This window comes from Klebsiella sp. 54 (assembly GCF_018223875.1).
Taxonomy (GTDB): Bacteria; Pseudomonadota; Gammaproteobacteria; order Enterobacterales; family Enterobacteriaceae; genus Klebsiella; species Klebsiella quasipneumoniae.
The window spans coordinates 135,393-151,496 of the sequence record NZ_JAGRRA010000007.1; the positions used below are offsets into that span (position 1 = coordinate 135,393).

The window sequence follows — 16,104 nt, forward strand, 5'->3', positions numbered from 1 at the left end:
CAACCCCATGATTTAATCCTCTTTTCCCTATTTGTAACTAAAGTAGCCAAGGCGAAATTATTTAAATCCAGATGACTGTGATGGCTATCACCTTTTAAATATTAGGGGATCGTTAGATTGGCAGCACAACAAACCGATAATATATGTCAGGACATTTTATGCCTTCACTGCTCTTGCAATCTCTTTTCCCGTTGGTATTTATCATGCTGCTCGGATGGCTTAGCGGCAAACTCGGCTATACTCGCCGTGAGGACGCATCCGTTCTCGCCACGGTAGTTATCCGCTTTGCGCTTCCTTTTCATCTTTTTATCGGCGCATTACATACCAGCCCGGATAAAATAAAAAACTTCACCTTTATGGCGGTGCTGGTTATCGGTCTGATGGGGTCGTATTTTCTTACGCTACTGATCTCGCGCTATGTTTTTCGTCATGATATTAAAACTAGCGCGATTCAGTCGCTGGTTTGCGCCTTCCCCGATATGGCCTACTTCGGCGCTCCCGTGCTGGCGGTGCTGATAGGTCCGGAGGGCTTTCTCGGGGTGCTTATCGGAAACCTGGTGACCAGCGTGTTGATGATCCCTCTGACCATCATCCTGATCCGCATGGGAGACCAGCCCGGAGACGCTGGGGCTCCCCAGCTCCACGCCGGGCAGTTGATCCTGCAAAACCTGCTGAAAGCCGTGAGAAACCCCATTGTCTGGATCCCCATTTCCGGAGTACTGCTCAGCCTGGCCGGGATCCAGCTGCCGCATCTGCTCAGCGTACCCGTTGAAATGGTGGGTAAAATCGCCGGCGGTCTGTCACTCTTCGCCCTTGGGCTGCTGTTTTACGGTGAACGTCCGACGGTCAATATTCAAACCTGCACCAACATCAGTATTAAAAACCTGATCCAGCCGGCCATGATGGCGCTGGCCGGGCTAGCCTTTGGGCTCAGTCATACCCTGATGCAACAGGTTATTATCATCGGCGCGACGCCTTCCGCTATCGCGGCAGGGATGTTTGCCCTGCGCAGCGATACCTATATTGAACCCGCCTCATCTTCTATTTTGCTGGGCACCGCCATCGGCGTGGTCACCGAAGGCGTCATGATTTATCTCATTTCGTAATCACGGAAATAAAATACCTAGACATCAGGCAACGTTTTAATTTGATATTCAGGAGTCATGTCATGTTAGCCACAGAAACCTTATACACCCCCTATAATGGTGCCGTCCTGCTGGAAAACCCGTTATTAAATAAAGGCCTCGCGTTTACGGAAAGCGAACGCACAGCGTTTAATCTTCAGGGACTGTTACCGCACAATGTGGAAACCATTGAAGAACAAACCGAGCGCGCATGGGGCCAGTTTTGCCAGTTCAAAAAAAGTATTTCGCGCCATATTTATCTCAGAAATATTCAGGACACCAACGAGACGTTATTCTATAACCTGCTGCGCAGCCATATGAAAGAGACGCTGCCGATTATTTATACCCCGACGGTGGGTGAAGCATGCGAACATTTTTCAGAAATATATCGCCGAGGACGCGGCCTGTTCATCTCCTGGCCCAACCGTCACCATATTGACGAGATGCTGCAGGGATTTTCCCGCAACGATATCAAAGTCATCGTGGTGACCGATGGCGAGCGTATTCTGGGGCTGGGCGACCAGGGGATTGGCGGGATGGGGATCCCCATCGGCAAACTCTCGTTATATACCGCCTGCGGGGGTATTCATCCGGCATCAACGCTGCCCATTATGTTAGATGTCGGTACCAACAATCCGCAGCATCTGGAAGATCCGCTGTATATGGGCTGGCGACATCCGCGCATCAGCGACGAGCAATACCTGGAGTTTATGGACATGTTTGTCCATGCCGTTCAACAGCGCTGGCCGAATGTCTTGCTCCAGTTTGAAGATTTTGCCCAAAAAAATGCCACGCGACTGCTCAACCGCTATCGACACCAGCTGTGCTGTTTTAACGATGATATTCAGGGAACCGCCGCCGTGACATCGGGGACGCTGATCGCCGCCGCTGCCGCCGCCGGGACGCCGCTCCGCGATCAGCGGGTGGTTTTCCTTGGCGGCGGTTCGGCCGGATGCGGCATTGCGGAAAAAATCATTGCGCTGATGGTGGATGATGGGCTCTCAGAGACGGAAGCACGCCGACGCATCTTTATGGTTGACCGCTTTGGTCTGCTGATTGATGAGATGCCTAATCTGCTCGATTTTCAGCGCGAGCTGGTCACCCCCCGAGCCAGTATCGCCCACTGGGATACCGAGGCGGCCCAGCTGTCGCTGATGGATGTCGTACGCAACGTCCACCCTACCGTGCTGATCGGCGTGTCAGGCCAGCCGGGGCTGTTTAGCGAAGAGATAGTGAAAGAGATGCATCGGCACTGCCCGCGTCCGATTATTATGCCGCTCTCTAACCCCACCTCCCGGGCCGAGGCCCAGCCGAAGGATCTGCTGGAGTGGACTCGGGGTAGCGCGCTTATCGCCACCGGCAGCCCGTTCGACCCCGTCTTCTATGACGGCAAAACCTACGACATCGCCCAGTGCAATAACGCCTATATTTTCCCCGGTCTGGGGCTGGGGATCCTTGCCAGTAAAGCCGAGCGCGTCACCGAAGCAATGCTTATCACCTGCAGTAAAACGCTGGCCGCCCACTCGCCTCTGGCGACCCGCGAAACCGGCGGGTTGCTGCCGCCGGTAGAAGAGATCGAAATGATTTCCCGGGCCATTGCCGCTGATGTCGCCCGCGCGGCTCAGCAGGACGGCGTAGCGCCGCAGATTGACGAGGTGCAACTGGCGGCGAATATCGATAAAACCTTCTGGCGAGCGCGCTACACCGCGTATAAACGTTCGTCATTGTGATCGCTCATCTCGCGGGAAGCCGGCAGGCTTCCCGCCACTCGGGGGAACCACTCATGTTCAATGTGCTAATTGTCGATGATGATCCCATGGTGGCCGAACTGAACCAGTTATTTATCAGCCGGATAGCTGATTTTCACTGCTGCGGAGTTGCGGCGACGATCGCCGACGCCAAAGCGATGCTAAGCCATCTGGCGCAGGTCGATCTGCTGCTGCTGGATGTCTATATGCACCAGGAGAGTGGCCTGGACCTGCTGCCGGCGCTTCGCGCTGAGGGGCGGAATATTGACGTCATCATGATGACGTCCGCCGCCGATGCGCTCACCGTCCAGACGGCACTGCGCTATGGCGTGGTTGATTACCTGATTAAACCGTTTCAGTTTTCGCGCTTTGAGGAGGCGCTGCGGACCTGGCGCAATAAACGCGATGCGAAGCAAGCGAAATCCTGCTACGCCCAGGCGGATATCGATACCCTGCTACGCCGCGGGGTTCTGCAACAGGACGGTCCCCGCCGCTTGCCGAAAGGGCTGACGCCGCAAACGCTTCGCCTGGTGTGCCGGTGGATAATCGCGCATCAGGCGCGGGATTTTTCAACCAATGAGCTGGCGGCGGCGCTGCAGATCTCCCGAGTATCGTGCCGCAAATACCTGATCTGGCTTGAGCAGATCAACGTGCTCTTCACCAGCAATCACTACGGCATCACCGGCCGCCCGGAGTATCGCTACCGGCTTGTGGCCGAGAGCGTGATGTTGCTGACGCAATATAGCCAGTGAGCCTGGAATGCCCACTGGCGCGCTTGCAGTCTACTTCTTAGGGTACAGCTCTTTGCGTTTGTAGGGCTCGATTTCACCCGGCTTGCGCGTCTTCAGCAGCTTCAGGATCCAGGTGTACTGCTCGGTGTGCGGCGTAACAAACACCTCCACCTCTTCGTTCATCCGCCGGGCGATTGTTGTATCGTCAGCGTCCAGCAGATCGTCCATCGGCGGGCGCACCAGCACCGTCAGGCGATGCGTCTTGCCATCATAGACCGGGAACAGCGGAACGACGCGGGCGCGGCATACCTTCATTAAGCGGCCAATCGCCGGCAGGGTGGCCTTATAGGTAGCGAAGAAATCCACAAACTCGCTGTGCTCGGCGCCGTGATCCTGATCGGGCAAATAGTAGCCCCAGTAGCCCTGGCGCACCGACTGAATAAACGGTTTGATCCCGTCGTTGCGCGCGTGCATCCGTCCGCCAAAACGACGACGCACGGTATTCCACACGTAATCGAAGACCGGGTTGCCCTGGTTGTGGAACATCGCCGCCATCTTCTGCCCACCGGAGGCCATCAGCATCGCCGGGATATCCACACCCCATGCATGCGGGACGAGGAAAATCACCTTCTCGTTATTGCGCTGCAGCTCGTCGATGATCGCTTTACCCTGCCAGTCGACGCGGGCGAGAATTTTCTGCGGATCGCGCAGACCCAGCTCGGCCATCATCACCATCGCCTGCGGCGCCGAGGCGTACATGGCGTCGATGATCGCTTCCCGCTCGTGCTCACTTTTTTCCGGGAAGCAATACAGCAAATTAATCTGCGCCCGGCGGCGCGAGCTTTTCGCCAGACGCCCGACCAGACGACCGAGTTTGCCGAGGAGCGGATCGCGGAAGGATGGCGGCGTCAGCGCAATACCGGCGAAGGCAAAAACACCCAGCCAGGCGCCCCAGTAGCGCGGCAGTAAAAAAGATTTTTCAAACTTAGGGATAAACTCAATATTATTTTTTTTCGTTTCCATGCCCAATCCGCAGATCGACTGCTTAATCAAGATAATGGGATAGTGTAGCGAGACGTTGGGTATCCTACAAAAGAAAAAGCCGGCGCCCTGGGGCACCGGCTTTCCACTGACCGGTGGTTAGTCAAACCGCAGCTGCGGAACGACCTCTTTGACCTGCGCCAGATAATCGGTACGGTCGGAACCGCTCAGCCCTTCGGTACGCGGCAGTTTCGCCGTCAGCGGGTTGACCGCCTGCTGGTTGATCCACACTTCGTAGTGCAGGTGCGGCCCGGTAGAGCGTCCGGTATTCCCCGATAGCGCAATACGATCGCCGCGCTTCACTTTCTGCCCCGGCTTCACCAGCAGTTTACGCAGGTGCATGTAGCGAGTGGTATAGGTACGGCCGTGGCGGATCGCCACGTAATACCCGGCGGCGCCGCTGCGCTTGGCCACCACCACTTCGCCATCGCCCACTGCCAGCACCGGCGTTCCCTGCGGCATCGCAAAATCGACGCCACGGTGCGGCGCGACGCGCCCGGTGACCGGATTCAGACGACGCGGGTTAAAATTAGAGGAGACGCGGAACTGACGCGCCGTCGGGAAGCGCATAAAGCCTTTCGCCAGCCCTGTCCCGTTGCGGTCGTAAAATTTACCGTCTTCGGCACGGATGGCAAAGTAGTCCTTCCCGTCGGAGCGCAGACGCACGCCGAGCAGCTGGCTTTGCTCGCGTTTGCCGTCAAGCATTTCGCGGGACATCAATACCGAGAACTCATCGCCTTTCTTCAGCTTACGGAAATCCATCTGCCACTGCATGGCCTTGATCACCGCGCTGATTTCCGTGCTGGTCAGCCCGGCATCGCGCGCGCTGGAGACAAAGCTGGCGCCGACGGTGCCCTTCAGCACGCTGTTGACCCAGTCGCCTTTCTGCAGCTCGCTGCTCATTTTAAAGCCGTTATCCACGCGGGTGTAGGTGCGGGTTTCGCGGCGGGACATCTCCCAGGTCAGACTCTGCAGATCGCCGTCGGCGGTCAGGGTCCAGGAGAGCTGCTGGCCAATCTTCAGATTACGCAGCTCTTTATCGGCGGAGGAGAGCTGGGCGATATCACCCATATCGATACCGTACTGATTCAGGATGCTGCTGAGGGTATCGCCGGTCGACACCACGTATTCGTGCCCGCCGGCATCGCTATCGGCTTTTTCGTCGAGTTCATCCTGAGGAATGGCTTCTTCTTCCTGCGGGGCCTGATCGATCGGCTCGGAGGCTTCCGGCAGCAGGGAGCGGATCTCGCTTTTTTCCAGCTCAATAGTTCTGACGATGGGGGCGGATTCCGGGTGGTAAATGTAGGGTCGCCAGACGGCGACCGCTAAGGTAAGAACGCTAAGCGACCCCAGCATAACGCGATGAGGTCGTGGCAGATTGTTAAATGCCTGAGTGACAGCGCGGGCTATCTGTTGCACGTATTCACTTCCTCGTTAATCTCCTTTCAGGCAGCTCGAATACTGATTCGCCAGTTGGGTGAGGAATTGCGGGTAACTCGCTTTACCCAGCTTAATTCCGCTACCCAGTGGATCCAGGGTCCCCATGCGCACAGACGTGCCCCGGGCAACAGCTTCGATAACCGCTGGCCTGAACTGTGGCTCAGCAAAAACGCAAGTGGCTTTCTGCTCAACCAGTTGTGTTCTGATTTCGTGTAAACGCTGCGCACCAGGCTGTATTTCAGGATTGACGGTAAAATGCCCCAGCGAGGTTAAACCGTAGTGTTTTTCAAAGTAACCGTAGGCGTCATGAAAAACGAAATAACCCTTTCCTTTCAGCGGTGCCAGCTCATTGCTAACCTGCTTGTCGGTCGCCGCCAGCGCGGCCTCGAACTGCTGCAGGTTGCTGTCGAGTTTGGCTCGACTCTGCGGCATAAGTTCCAATAATTTATCGTGGATTGCAACCGCCGAAAGCCGCGCTATCTCTGGGGATAACCACAGATGCATATTGTAGATACCGTGATGGTGATCGCCGTCACTTTTTTCCGCTGCGCCATGGTCATGACCATGATGATCGTCATCATCGTCAGCGCCGGCGATCAGCAGCGGTTTGACCCCATCCAGCTCAGCGATGGTCACCTTTTTATTCGCCGCAATGCTTTGCGTCGACTTATCCATAAAGGCTTCCATTTCCGGACCGATCCACACCACTAAGTCTGCGTTCTGTAAGCGTTTTACATCGGAAGGACGCAGGGAATAATCATGCTCAGAGGCACCATCGGGCAGCAGCACCTGGGTGTCGGTGACCCCATCGGCGATGGCTGCTGCGATAAAGCCCAGCGGTTTCATGGAAGTCACCACGGCGGCGCTGGCCTGCGGTACCTGTGCGAACAAAAAAACAGCGCCAAGTCCAGCGCAAAGAAGCGTATTTTTATGTAACATAATGCGTCTAGTCATCGAAACGAGTGAGTGTGATGTGATATTATAACATTCACTAGCTTGTGCAACCCCTAAATGATTATGACAAACCTTGTAACGCTGGAAAATGTCTCGGTGGCCTTTGGCCAACGCCGCGTGCTGTCTGACATCTCGCTGGCTCTCACGCCAGGCAAAATATTAACCCTGCTGGGGCCCAACGGCGCCGGTAAATCGACGCTCGTGCGGGTGGTTCTCGGGCTGGTAGCACCGACAGAGGGTGTTATCAAGCGCGAAGAACGCCTGCGGATCGGCTATGTACCGCAGAAACTGCATCTGGACGCCACGCTGCCGCTGACCGTCAGCCGCTTCCTGCGTTTACGTCCGGGCACCCGCAAAGACGACATTCTGCCGGCGCTGAAGCGCGTGCAGGCCGGGCATCTGATCGACGCGCCGATGCAAAAACTTTCCGGCGGCGAAACCCAGCGCGTGCTGCTGGCCCGCGCCCTGCTCAATCGTCCGCAGCTGCTGGTGCTGGATGAACCGACCCAGGGCGTCGACGTCAATGGCCAGGTGGCGCTCTACGATCTTATCGACCAGCTGCGCCATGAGCTGGACTGCGCGGTGCTGATGGTCTCCCACGACCTGCATCTGGTGATGGCCAAAACCGACGAGGTATTGTGCCTGAACCAGCATATCTGCTGCTCTGGCGCACCGGAAGTCGTCTCGATGCATCCGGAGTTTATCTCCATGTTCGGCCCGCGCGGCGCGGAACAGCTGGGGATCTACCGCCATCACCATAATCACCGCCACGATCTTCAGGGGCGAATTGTATTGCGTCGGGGAAACAGCCGCTAATGATTGAACTTCTCTTACCTGGCTGGCTGGCCGGGATGATGCTGGCCTGCGCCGCCGGCCCGCTGGGCTCCTTTGTGGTCTGGCGCCGCATGTCCTATTTCGGCGATACGCTGGCGCATGCCTCGCTACTCGGCGTCGCTTTCGGTTTACTGCTTAACGTCAATCCGTTTTATGCGGTGATCGCCGTGACCCTGCTGCTGGCCGGCGGGCTGGTATGGCTGGAAAAACGGCCGCATCTGGCGATTGATACCCTGCTGGGCATCATGGCGCACAGCGCGCTGTCCCTTGGGCTGGTGGTGGTCAGTCTGATGTCTAACGTCCGCGTCGATTTGATGGCGTACCTGTTCGGCGATCTGCTGGCGGTCACGCCGCAGGATCTGATCGCCATTGCTATTGGCGTGGTGATTGTGATTGGCATTCTGCTCTGGCAGTGGCGGAATCTGCTGGCGATGACCATCAGTCCGGACCTGGCGTTTGTCGATGGCGTGAAGCTGCAGCGGGTCAAGCTGCTGTTGATGCTGGTCACCGCCCTGACTATCGGCGTGGCGATGAAGTTCGTCGGGGCGCTGATCATCACTTCCCTGCTGATTATCCCGGCCGCTACCGCCCGCCGTTTTGCCCGCACGCCGGAGCAGATGGCCGCCGTGGCGGTGGGCGTGGGCATGCTGGCCGTCACCGGCGGGTTAACCTTCTCGGCTTTCTACGACACGCCGGCCGGGCCGTCGGTGGTGCTGAGCGCTGCGGTGCTGTTTATTCTCAGCATGACGAAAAAAGCCGCCAGCTAAAAGTGAAAAAGCCCGGTCGCGCTGCTGACCGGGCTTCACCATGAACGGCTCAACCACAACGCGCTACGGCATTTCCGGCGGCGTAATCCCGAAATGGTTCCAGGCGCGCACCGTCGCCATTCTTCCCCGCGGCGTACGCTGCAGAAAACCCTGCTGAATTAAGTAGGGCTCCAGCACATCTTCAATGGTTTCCCGCTCTTCGCCAATCGCGGCGGCGAGGTTATCCAGCCCCACCGGCCCGCCGAAGAACTTATCTATCACCGCCAGCAGCAGCTTGCGGTCCATATAGTCGAACCCTTCCGCATCGACGTTGAGCATATCCAGCGCCTGGGCGGCAATGTCGGCGGAGATGGTGCCGTCGTGGCGCACTTCCGCGAAGTCACGCACCCGGCGCAGCAGACGGTTGGCAATACGCGGCGTGCCGCGTGAACGGCGGGCCACTTCCAGCGCGCCCTCGTCGCTCATCTCCAGCCCCATATGGCGGGCGCTGCGGCTGACAATATGCTGCAGATCGGGGATCTGATAGAACTCCAGACGCTGCACGATGCCAAAGCGGTCGCGCAGCGGCGAGGTCAACGAACCGGCCCGGGTGGTGGCGCCAATCAGGGTAAACGGCGGCAGGTCGATTTTAATCGAGCGCGCCGCCGGCCCTTCGCCAATCATGATATCCAGCTGGTAGTCTTCCATTGCCGGATAGAGCACCTCTTCCACCACCGGCGAGAGGCGATGGATCTCATCGATAAACAGCACATCGTGCGGTTCGAGGTTGGTGAGCATCGCGGCGAGATCGCCCGCTTTCTCCAGCACCGGGCCGGAGGTGGTACGCAGATTCACCCCCATTTCATTGGCGACGATATTGGCCAGGGTGGTTTTCCCCAACCCTGGCGGGCCAAAAATCAGCAGGTGATCGAGGGCGTCGCCGCGCAGCTTCGCCGCCTGGATAAAGATCTCCATCTGCGAACGCACCTGCGGCTGGCCGACATATTCTGCCAGCAATTTTGGGCGGATGGCGCGGTCAGCGGCCTCTTCGAAGCCGCTGCTGTCTGCCGATACCAGCCGGTCTGCTTCAATCATCCCTTACCTCACAACGCGGCGCGCAGCGCTTCGCGGATTAGCGTTTCACTGTTGGCGTCCGGACGCGCGATCTTGCTGACCATCCGGCTGGCCTCCTGCGGTTTATAGCCCAGCGCGACCAGCGCGGCAACCGCTTCCTGCTCGGCATCGTCCGCCGTCGGGCCTGCCGGCGAGGTTAGCACCAGATCGGCCGCCGGGGTGAACAGATCGCCGTGAAGCCCTTTGAAGCGGTCTTTCATCTCGACGATCAGGCGTTCAGCGGTTTTTTTACCAATCCCCGGCAGCTTCACCAGCGAGGCGACCTCTTCCCGCTCAACGGCGTTGACGAACTGCTGCGCCGACATGCCGGAGAGGATCGCCAGCGCCAGCTTTGGCCCTACGCCGTTGGTTTTAATCAACTCTTTAAACAGGGTACGCTCCTGTTTATTGTTAAACCCATACAGCAGCTGGGCATCTTCACGCACCACAAAGTGGGTGAAGACAATCGCCTCCTGCCCGGCCTCCGGCAGCTCATAAAAGCAGGTCATTGGCATGTGCACTTCATAGCCGACGCCCGCCGTTTCCAGCAACACCAGCGGGGGTTGTTTTTCGAGAATGATGCCTCTGAGTCTGCCTATCACGTGGGGCTCCTGCGTTATGGTCTAAGTATCTGGCGGTATCATAAAAAAAGGCTGGATAGATATCCAGCCTGATTTGCGATTATCGTAAGCGCCCTCGCGCCAGATTGAGCCGGGTCTCGCTGATCTGAGCGGCATTCTGGCTGACATGGCAATGGGTGATGGCGATCGCCAGCGCATCCGCCGCATCCGCCTGAGGATTGGCAGGCAGCTTGAGCAAGGTGCGCACCATGTGCTGGACCTGACTCTTTTCAGCGCTGCCAATGCCGACAACCGTCTGCTTAACCTGGCGGGCGGCGTATTCAAACACCGGTAGCGACTGATTGGTTGCCGCCACGATCGCCACCCCGCGCGCCTGCCCGAGCTTTAACGCCGAGTCGGCATTCTTGGCCATAAAGACCTGCTCAATGGCGAAAAAGTCGGGCTGGAACTGGGTGATGATCTCCGTCACCCCGGCGTAGATCAGCTTCAGCCGCGACGGCAGATCGTCCACTTTGGTGCGGATACAGCCGCTGCCAAGGTAGCTCAGCTGCCGGCCGACCTGACGGATCACGCCATAACCGGTAACGCGCGACCCCGGGTCAATGCCGAGAATAATAGCCATCACGCGCCTCCGGTGAACCGTGGATGCGGCTGCATCACAGGGTGGCTGCGACCTCGTCGGAGATCTCGCCGTTATGGTACACTTCCTGCACGTCGTCGCAGTCTTCGAGCATATCGATCAGACGCAGCAGCTTCGGCGCCGTCTCGGCATCCATATCCGCTTTGGTGGACGGGATCATCGAGACTTCAGCAGCGTCGGCTTTCAGGCCAGCGGCTTCCAGCGCGTCGCGCACGGCGCCCATCTCTTCCCATGCGGTGTAGACGTCGATCGCGCCGTCGTCATAGGTCACCACGTCTTCAGCGCCAGCTTCCAGCGCCGCTTCCATGATAGTGTCTTCATCGCCTTTCTCGAAGGAGATGACGCCTTTTTTGCTGAACAGGTAGGAGACAGAACCGTCGGTGCCGAGGTTACCACCGGTTTTAGTGAAGGCGTGACGCACTTCCGCAACGGTACGGTTACGGTTGTCGGACAGACATTCCACCATCACCGCGGTGCCGCCAGGGCCATAGCCTTCGTAAATGATGGTTTCCATGTTCGCGTCTTCATCGCCGCCGACGCCGCGCGCGATGGCGCGGTTCAGGGTGTCGCGGGTCATGTTGTTAGACAGCGCTTTATCCACCGCCGCACGCAGACGCGGGTTGGACGCCGGATCGCCGCCGCCCAGACGCGCTGCGGTAACCAGTTCGCGAATGATTTTCGTAAAGATTTTACCGCGCTTGGCATCCTGTGCCGCTTTGCGGTGTTTGGTGTTGGCCCATTTACTATGACCTGCCATAAAAAACTCTCCAAAAAGCGCGCCCTTTCAGGCGGCGTTAATTACAAATTCTTCAATCGCCTGCCGGTTGCTCCACGACTTGGTCAGCGCAGCGGCTTCCGTCGCGCTGACCCAGCGGTAGGCCAGATGTTCGGTAAAGGTAATTTCCCGCTCATGAGGCAGCGCAAGACAGAACCAGAATTCCGTATTTCGCTCCACTCCCGGCGCATAGCGATGACGCAAATGAGAAAAGATCTCAAACTCCACCGTGCGCTGACAGTCGATTAAGGTCAGTTGCTCGCAGGCAACGTCAATGGCGACCTCTTCCTTTACTTCACGCGCGGCAGCCTGCAGCGCGGTCTCTCCTGCTTCCAGGCTGCCGGTGACCGACTGCCAGAACGCGGGATCGTCGCGCCGCTGCAACATCAGCACCCGTTTCGTATCTTCGGCGTAAATCACCACCAGCACCGAAACGGGCAGCTTAAATGACATATTACTTGTTCTCCAGAGACGCTTTTGCCTCTTTCTCCACAACCTGAATACCCAGTTCACCGAGCGCCGCCGGATTGGCGAAGCTTGGCGCTTCGGTCATCAGGCAGGCGGCCGCGGTGGTTTTCGGGAAAGCGATAACGTCGCGGATGTTATCGGTACCGGTCAGCAGCATGGTCAGACGGTCAAGACCGAACGCCAGGCCCGCATGCGGCGGGGTACCGTATTTCAGCGCATCGAGCAGGAAGCCGAATTTCTCACGCTGCTCTTGCTCGTTAATGCCCAGAATACCAAATACCGTCTGCTGCATGTCGCCGCGGTGGATACGCACCGAACCGCCGCCGACTTCATAACCGTTAATGACCATATCGTAGGCGTTGGCCACGGCCTCTTCCGGCGCAGCTTTCAGCTCGTCCGCCGTCATATCTTTCGGCGAGGTGAACGGATGGTGCATCGCCGTCAGGCCGCCTTCGCCGTCGTCTTCGAACATCGGGAAGTCGATCACCCACAGCGGCGCCCACTTGCTCTCGTCAGTCAGGCTCAGATCTTTGCCCAGCTTCAGACGCAGCGCGCCCAGCGCGTCGGCCACCACTTTCTTGTTGTCGGCGCCGAAGAAGATCATGTCTCCGTCCTGCGCGCCGGTGCGGTCGAGGATCGCTTCCACGATTTCAGCGGTCAGGAATTTGGCCACCGGGCTGTTGATCCCGTCCATGCCTTTGGCACGTTCGGTCACTTTAATATAGGCCAGCCCCTTCGCGCCGTAGATCTTGACAAAGTTGCCGTATTCGTCAATCAGCTTACGGGTCAGAGAAGCCCCGCCCGGCACGCGCAGCGCCGCCACGCGCCCTTTCGGATCGTTGGCCGGGCCGGCAAAGACCGCGAACTCCACTGATTTCAGCAGGTCGGCGACGTCCACCAGCTCCATCGGGTTACGCAGGTCCGGTTTATCGGAGCCGTAGCGACGTTCGGCTTCGGCGAAGGTCATGATCGGGAAGTCGCCCAGATCGACGCCTTTAATCTCCAGCCACAGCTGACGCACCATCGCTTCCATGATCTCACGCACCTGCGGCGCGGTCATAAAGGAGGTTTCCACGTCGATCTGGGTAAATTCAGGCTGACGGTCGGCACGCAGGTCTTCATCGCGGAAGCATTTGACGATCTGATAGTAGCGGTCGAAGCCGGACATCATCAGCAGCTGTTTGAACAGCTGCGGCGACTGCGGCAGCGCGTAGAATTTGCCTTTGTGCACGCGGGAAGGCACGAGGTAATCGCGGGCGCCTTCCGGGGTAGCTTTGGTCAGCATCGGGGTTTCGATGTCGAGGAAGCCATGGTCATCCATAAAGCGGCGCACAAAGCTGGTGATTTTCGCGCGGGTCTTCAGACGCTGCGCCATTTCCGGACGACGCAGGTCGAGGTAGCGGTATTTCAGACGCGCTTCTTCGGTGTTGACGTGATTGGAGTCCAGCGGCAGCGATTCTGAGCGGTTAATGATCGTCAGATCGGAAGCCAGCACTTCGATAGCGCCGGTGGCCATGTCCGCGTTGATGTTTTTCTCTTCACGCGCGCGAACGGTGCCAGTGACCTGAATGCAGAACTCATTACGCAGTTCAGAGGCTAACTTCAACGCATCCGCACGATCCGGATCGAAAAACACCTGAACGATGCCTTCGCGGTCGCGCATATCGATAAAAATGAGGCTACCGAGATCGCGACGGCGGTTGACCCAACCACACAGAGTCACCTGCTGCCCAACGTGGGACTGTCGAAGCTGTCCGCAATATTCTGTACGCATGAGATATCCCTTAACTTAGCCGTCGGCGGATTGTCGTCTGCCCTGCAGGCGACGAGGTCGCAGCTTTAGCTGATGTCACAACTGAATGAAAAAAGGCGGCTATTATACTGGAAATTCTGTCGTTCGATAAGTCCGACGCACGATGTACGCTGCTTTGCTGCGCGCTTAACGTCCACACTCACATAAATTAACAAAATTTGTTACCCTTTTGCTGAAGCCGCAAAGGTATTGTAGCCGCCTGACAACAGATGAAGATACGGGGATACCATGTTAGAACTCAATGCGAAAAACACGGCGCTGGTGGTGATCGATCTGCAGGAAGGCATTCTGCCTTTCGCCGGCGGCCCACATCGGGCTGACGAGGTGGTGGCGCGCGCCGCTCGCCTGGCAGACAAATGCCGGCAACAGGGTTCGCCGGTGATCATGGTCCGCGTCGGCTGGTCGGCCGATTTCGCCGAAGCGCTGAAACAACCTGTCGACGCTCAGGCCGGGGCGCATACGCTGCCTGAGAACTGGTGGGCCTATCCGGCCGCGCTGGGTAAACAAGAGCGCGATATCGAAGTGACCAAACGCCAGTGGGGCGCGTTCTATGGCACCGACCTTGAGCTTCAGCTGCGCCGCCGCGGTATCGACACCATTATTCTCTGCGGCATCTCCACCAACATCGGCGTCGAATCCACCGCCCGCAACGCCTGGGAGCTGGGCTTTAACCTGGTCATCGCCGAAGATGCCTGCAGCGCCGCCTCCGCCGAACAGCATCAGGGCAGCATGACGCATATTTTCCCGCGCATCGGCCGCGTGCGCAGCACCGAGGAGATCCTCGCCGCGTTATGATTTATATTGGGCTTCCCCAGTGGTCGCACCCGAAATGGGTGCGCCTTGGCATCACCAGCCTTGAAGAGTACGCCCGCCACTTCAATTGCGTCGAGGGCAACACCACCCTGTATGCGCTGCCCAAGCCGGAGATTGTCGCCCGCTGGTACGAGCAGACCCACGATGACTTCCGCTTCTGCTTTAAATTCCCGGCGACTATCTCGCACCAGGCCGCCCTGCGCCATTGCGACGAGTTAAGTAGTGAATTCTTCACCCGCCTGGCGCCGCTGGCCTCGCGCATCGGCCAGTACTGGCTGCAGCTGCCGGCGACCTTTGGTCCTCGCGATCTCCCCGCGCTATGGCACTTTCTCGATGGGCTGCCGAAGGATTTCACCTACGGCGTCGAAGTTCGTCACCCCGAGTTCTTCGCCAAAGGGGAAGCGGAACAGCAGCTCAACCGCGGGCTGCACCAGCGCAACGTCAACCGCGTGATCCTCGACAGCCGCCCGGTCCACAGCGCCGCGGCCACCAGTCCGGCGATGATCGACGCGCAACAAAAGAAACCGAAGGTGCCGGTGCATGCAGTGATGACCGCCCGGCAGCCAATGGTGCGATTTATTGGCGGCGACGATATGGTCCATAATCGGGAACTGTTTCGCGTCTGGCTGCAGACGCTGCCGAAATGGCATCAGTCGGGGACGCCGTGGCTGTTCCTCCATACCCCCGACATTGCCTACGCGCCGGCGCTGGTGGATACCCTGTGGGGCGATCTGCGCGCTGCTCTGCCGGCGCTAGGAAATGCGCCGTCGATTCCGCAGCAATCTTCTCTTTTCTGATATCCTGCTATCATATCCGGAGCCATCTGCCAGAGTTAAAGGGAGTTTTCGTATGGTCAGCGCGCTGTATGCCGTTTTAGGTGCGTTATTGTTAGTGAAGTTCTCATTTGACGTGGTGCGTTTGCGCACCCAATACCATGTAGGCTATGGCGACGGCGGCTTCAGCGAGCTGCAGGTCGCCATCCGCGTTCACGGCAATGCCGTCGAATATGTGCCGATTGGCCTCATTTTGCTGTTATTTATGGAGATGAACGGCGCCCAGACCTGGATGGTGCACGTTTGCGGCATTTTATTGATCCTCGGACGACTGATGCACTCCTGGGGTTTTCATCACCGTGTCTACCACTGGCGCCGCTCCGGCATGAGCGCCACCTGGTGCGCGTTGTTGCTGATGGTGCTGGCCAATCTCTGGTATATGCCCTGGGAGTTGGTTTTCTCCCTCCGTTAGCGCACAATACGCCGTTTTCGTTTTTTCGGGTTTAACGT

At 58.1% G+C, this 16,104-nt stretch carries 17 protein-coding genes; 8 read left to right on the top strand and 9 right to left on the bottom strand.

Translation table 11 applies throughout. The features are described from left to right. Window positions 1-158 precede the first annotated feature (158 nt). The 3 genes from KHQ24_RS17290 (at window position 159) to dcuR (ending at window position 3,624) form a co-directional block, all read left to right on the top strand. Complete coding sequence (locus KHQ24_RS17290; protein ID WP_004203397.1) at window positions 159-1,106, top strand: AEC family transporter; 948 nt, start codon at window positions 159-161, stop codon at window positions 1,104-1,106. 62 nt (window positions 1,107-1,168) lie between these two features. Continuing rightward, window positions 1,169-2,854, top strand: coding sequence for an NAD-dependent malic enzyme (locus tag KHQ24_RS17295; RefSeq protein ID WP_087832167.1), 1,686 nt, complete (start codon window positions 1,169-1,171; stop codon window positions 2,852-2,854). 53 nt (window positions 2,855-2,907) lie between these two features. Then, on the top strand, window positions 2,908-3,624 hold the full coding sequence (gene dcuR, locus KHQ24_RS17300) for a two-component system response regulator DcuR (protein ID WP_060656073.1): 717 nt from the start codon (window positions 2,908-2,910) through the stop codon (window positions 3,622-3,624). A gap of 30 nt (window positions 3,625-3,654) precedes the next feature. Here the strand turns inward: dcuR and lpxM are convergent, their stop codons facing one another. From lpxM to znuA, 3 genes are all read right to left on the bottom strand, one after another. Next, window positions 3,655-4,626: a lauroyl-Kdo(2)-lipid IV(A) myristoyltransferase gene (gene lpxM / locus KHQ24_RS17305; RefSeq protein WP_017900217.1), complete on the bottom strand. Its 972-nt coding sequence runs from the start codon at window positions 4,624-4,626 to the stop codon at window positions 3,655-3,657. 117 nt (window positions 4,627-4,743) lie between these two features. Continuing rightward, window positions 4,744-6,063 (bottom strand): murein DD-endopeptidase MepM, encoded by a 1,320-nt coding sequence (gene mepM / locus KHQ24_RS17310; RefSeq protein ID WP_004203403.1) that lies wholly within the window; start codon window positions 6,061-6,063, stop codon window positions 4,744-4,746. A 15-nt stretch (window positions 6,064-6,078) separates the two neighbouring features. Then, window positions 6,079-7,023: a zinc ABC transporter substrate-binding protein ZnuA gene (gene znuA / locus KHQ24_RS17315; RefSeq protein ID WP_004203405.1), complete on the bottom strand. Its 945-nt coding sequence runs from the start codon at window positions 7,021-7,023 to the stop codon at window positions 6,079-6,081. A gap of 111 nt (window positions 7,024-7,134) precedes the next feature. Here znuA and znuC point away from each other — a divergent pair, with 111 nt between their 5' ends. Beyond that, window positions 7,135-7,854 carry a zinc ABC transporter ATP-binding protein ZnuC gene (gene znuC, locus KHQ24_RS17320; protein WP_228958578.1) on the top strand — a complete coding sequence of 240 codons (720 nt, stop codon included), beginning with the start codon at window positions 7,135-7,137 and terminating at the stop codon, window positions 7,852-7,854. Then, window positions 7,854-8,639, top strand: a complete 786-nt coding sequence (gene znuB / locus KHQ24_RS17325; RefSeq protein ID WP_004203408.1) for a zinc ABC transporter permease subunit ZnuB — start codon at window positions 7,854-7,856, stop codon at window positions 8,637-8,639. Before znuC ends, znuB begins: the two co-directional genes overlap by 1 nt. Window positions 8,640-8,702: 63 nt before the next feature. Here the strand turns inward: znuB and ruvB are convergent, their stop codons facing one another. The 6 genes from ruvB to aspS form a co-directional block, all read right to left on the bottom strand. Further along, entirely contained in the window at window positions 8,703-9,713 is a 1,011-nt protein-coding gene (ruvB, locus tag KHQ24_RS17330) for a Holliday junction branch migration DNA helicase RuvB (protein ID WP_004148860.1), read from the bottom strand. Window positions 9,714-9,721: 8 nt separating this feature from the next. Beyond that, on the bottom strand, window positions 9,722-10,333 hold the full coding sequence (ruvA, locus tag KHQ24_RS17335) for a Holliday junction branch migration protein RuvA (RefSeq protein ID WP_002911454.1): 612 nt from the start codon (window positions 10,331-10,333) through the stop codon (window positions 9,722-9,724). Window positions 10,334-10,412: 79 nt separating this feature from the next. Next, a complete protein-coding gene (gene ruvC / locus KHQ24_RS17340; RefSeq protein ID WP_004203412.1) occupies window positions 10,413-10,934 on the bottom strand; it encodes a crossover junction endodeoxyribonuclease RuvC in 522 nt (173 codons plus the stop codon). A gap of 34 nt (window positions 10,935-10,968) precedes the next feature. Next, a complete protein-coding gene (locus KHQ24_RS17345) occupies window positions 10,969-11,709 on the bottom strand; it encodes a YebC/PmpR family DNA-binding transcriptional regulator (protein WP_002911459.1) in 741 nt (246 codons plus the stop codon). 27 nt (window positions 11,710-11,736) lie between these two features. Beyond that, on the bottom strand, window positions 11,737-12,180 hold the full coding sequence (nudB, locus tag KHQ24_RS17350) for a dihydroneopterin triphosphate diphosphatase (protein ID WP_002911477.1): 444 nt from the start codon (window positions 12,178-12,180) through the stop codon (window positions 11,737-11,739). Between the two features lies 1 nt (window position 12,181). Beyond that, entirely contained in the window at window positions 12,182-13,969 is a 1,788-nt protein-coding gene (gene aspS / locus KHQ24_RS17355) for an aspartate--tRNA ligase (protein ID WP_004203416.1), read from the bottom strand. Between the two features lie 267 nt (window positions 13,970-14,236). Between aspS and KHQ24_RS17360 the strand changes: the two genes are divergently transcribed. Genes KHQ24_RS17360 through KHQ24_RS17370 form a run of 3 tightly spaced genes read left to right on the top strand, consistent with a single transcriptional unit; the run spans window position 14,237 to window position 16,066 of the window. Then, entirely contained in the window at window positions 14,237-14,803 is a 567-nt protein-coding gene (locus tag KHQ24_RS17360) for a hydrolase (protein ID WP_017900220.1), read from the top strand. Further along, window positions 14,800-15,618: a DUF72 domain-containing protein gene (locus KHQ24_RS17365; protein ID WP_004203419.1), complete on the top strand. Its 819-nt coding sequence runs from the start codon at window positions 14,800-14,802 to the stop codon at window positions 15,616-15,618. Before KHQ24_RS17360 ends, KHQ24_RS17365 begins: the two co-directional genes overlap by 4 nt. Before the next feature lie 52 nt (window positions 15,619-15,670). Further along, window positions 15,671-16,066, top strand: a complete 396-nt coding sequence (locus tag KHQ24_RS17370; protein ID WP_004203421.1) for an MAPEG family protein — start codon at window positions 15,671-15,673, stop codon at window positions 16,064-16,066. The last annotated feature ends 38 nt before the right edge of the window (window positions 16,067-16,104 follow it).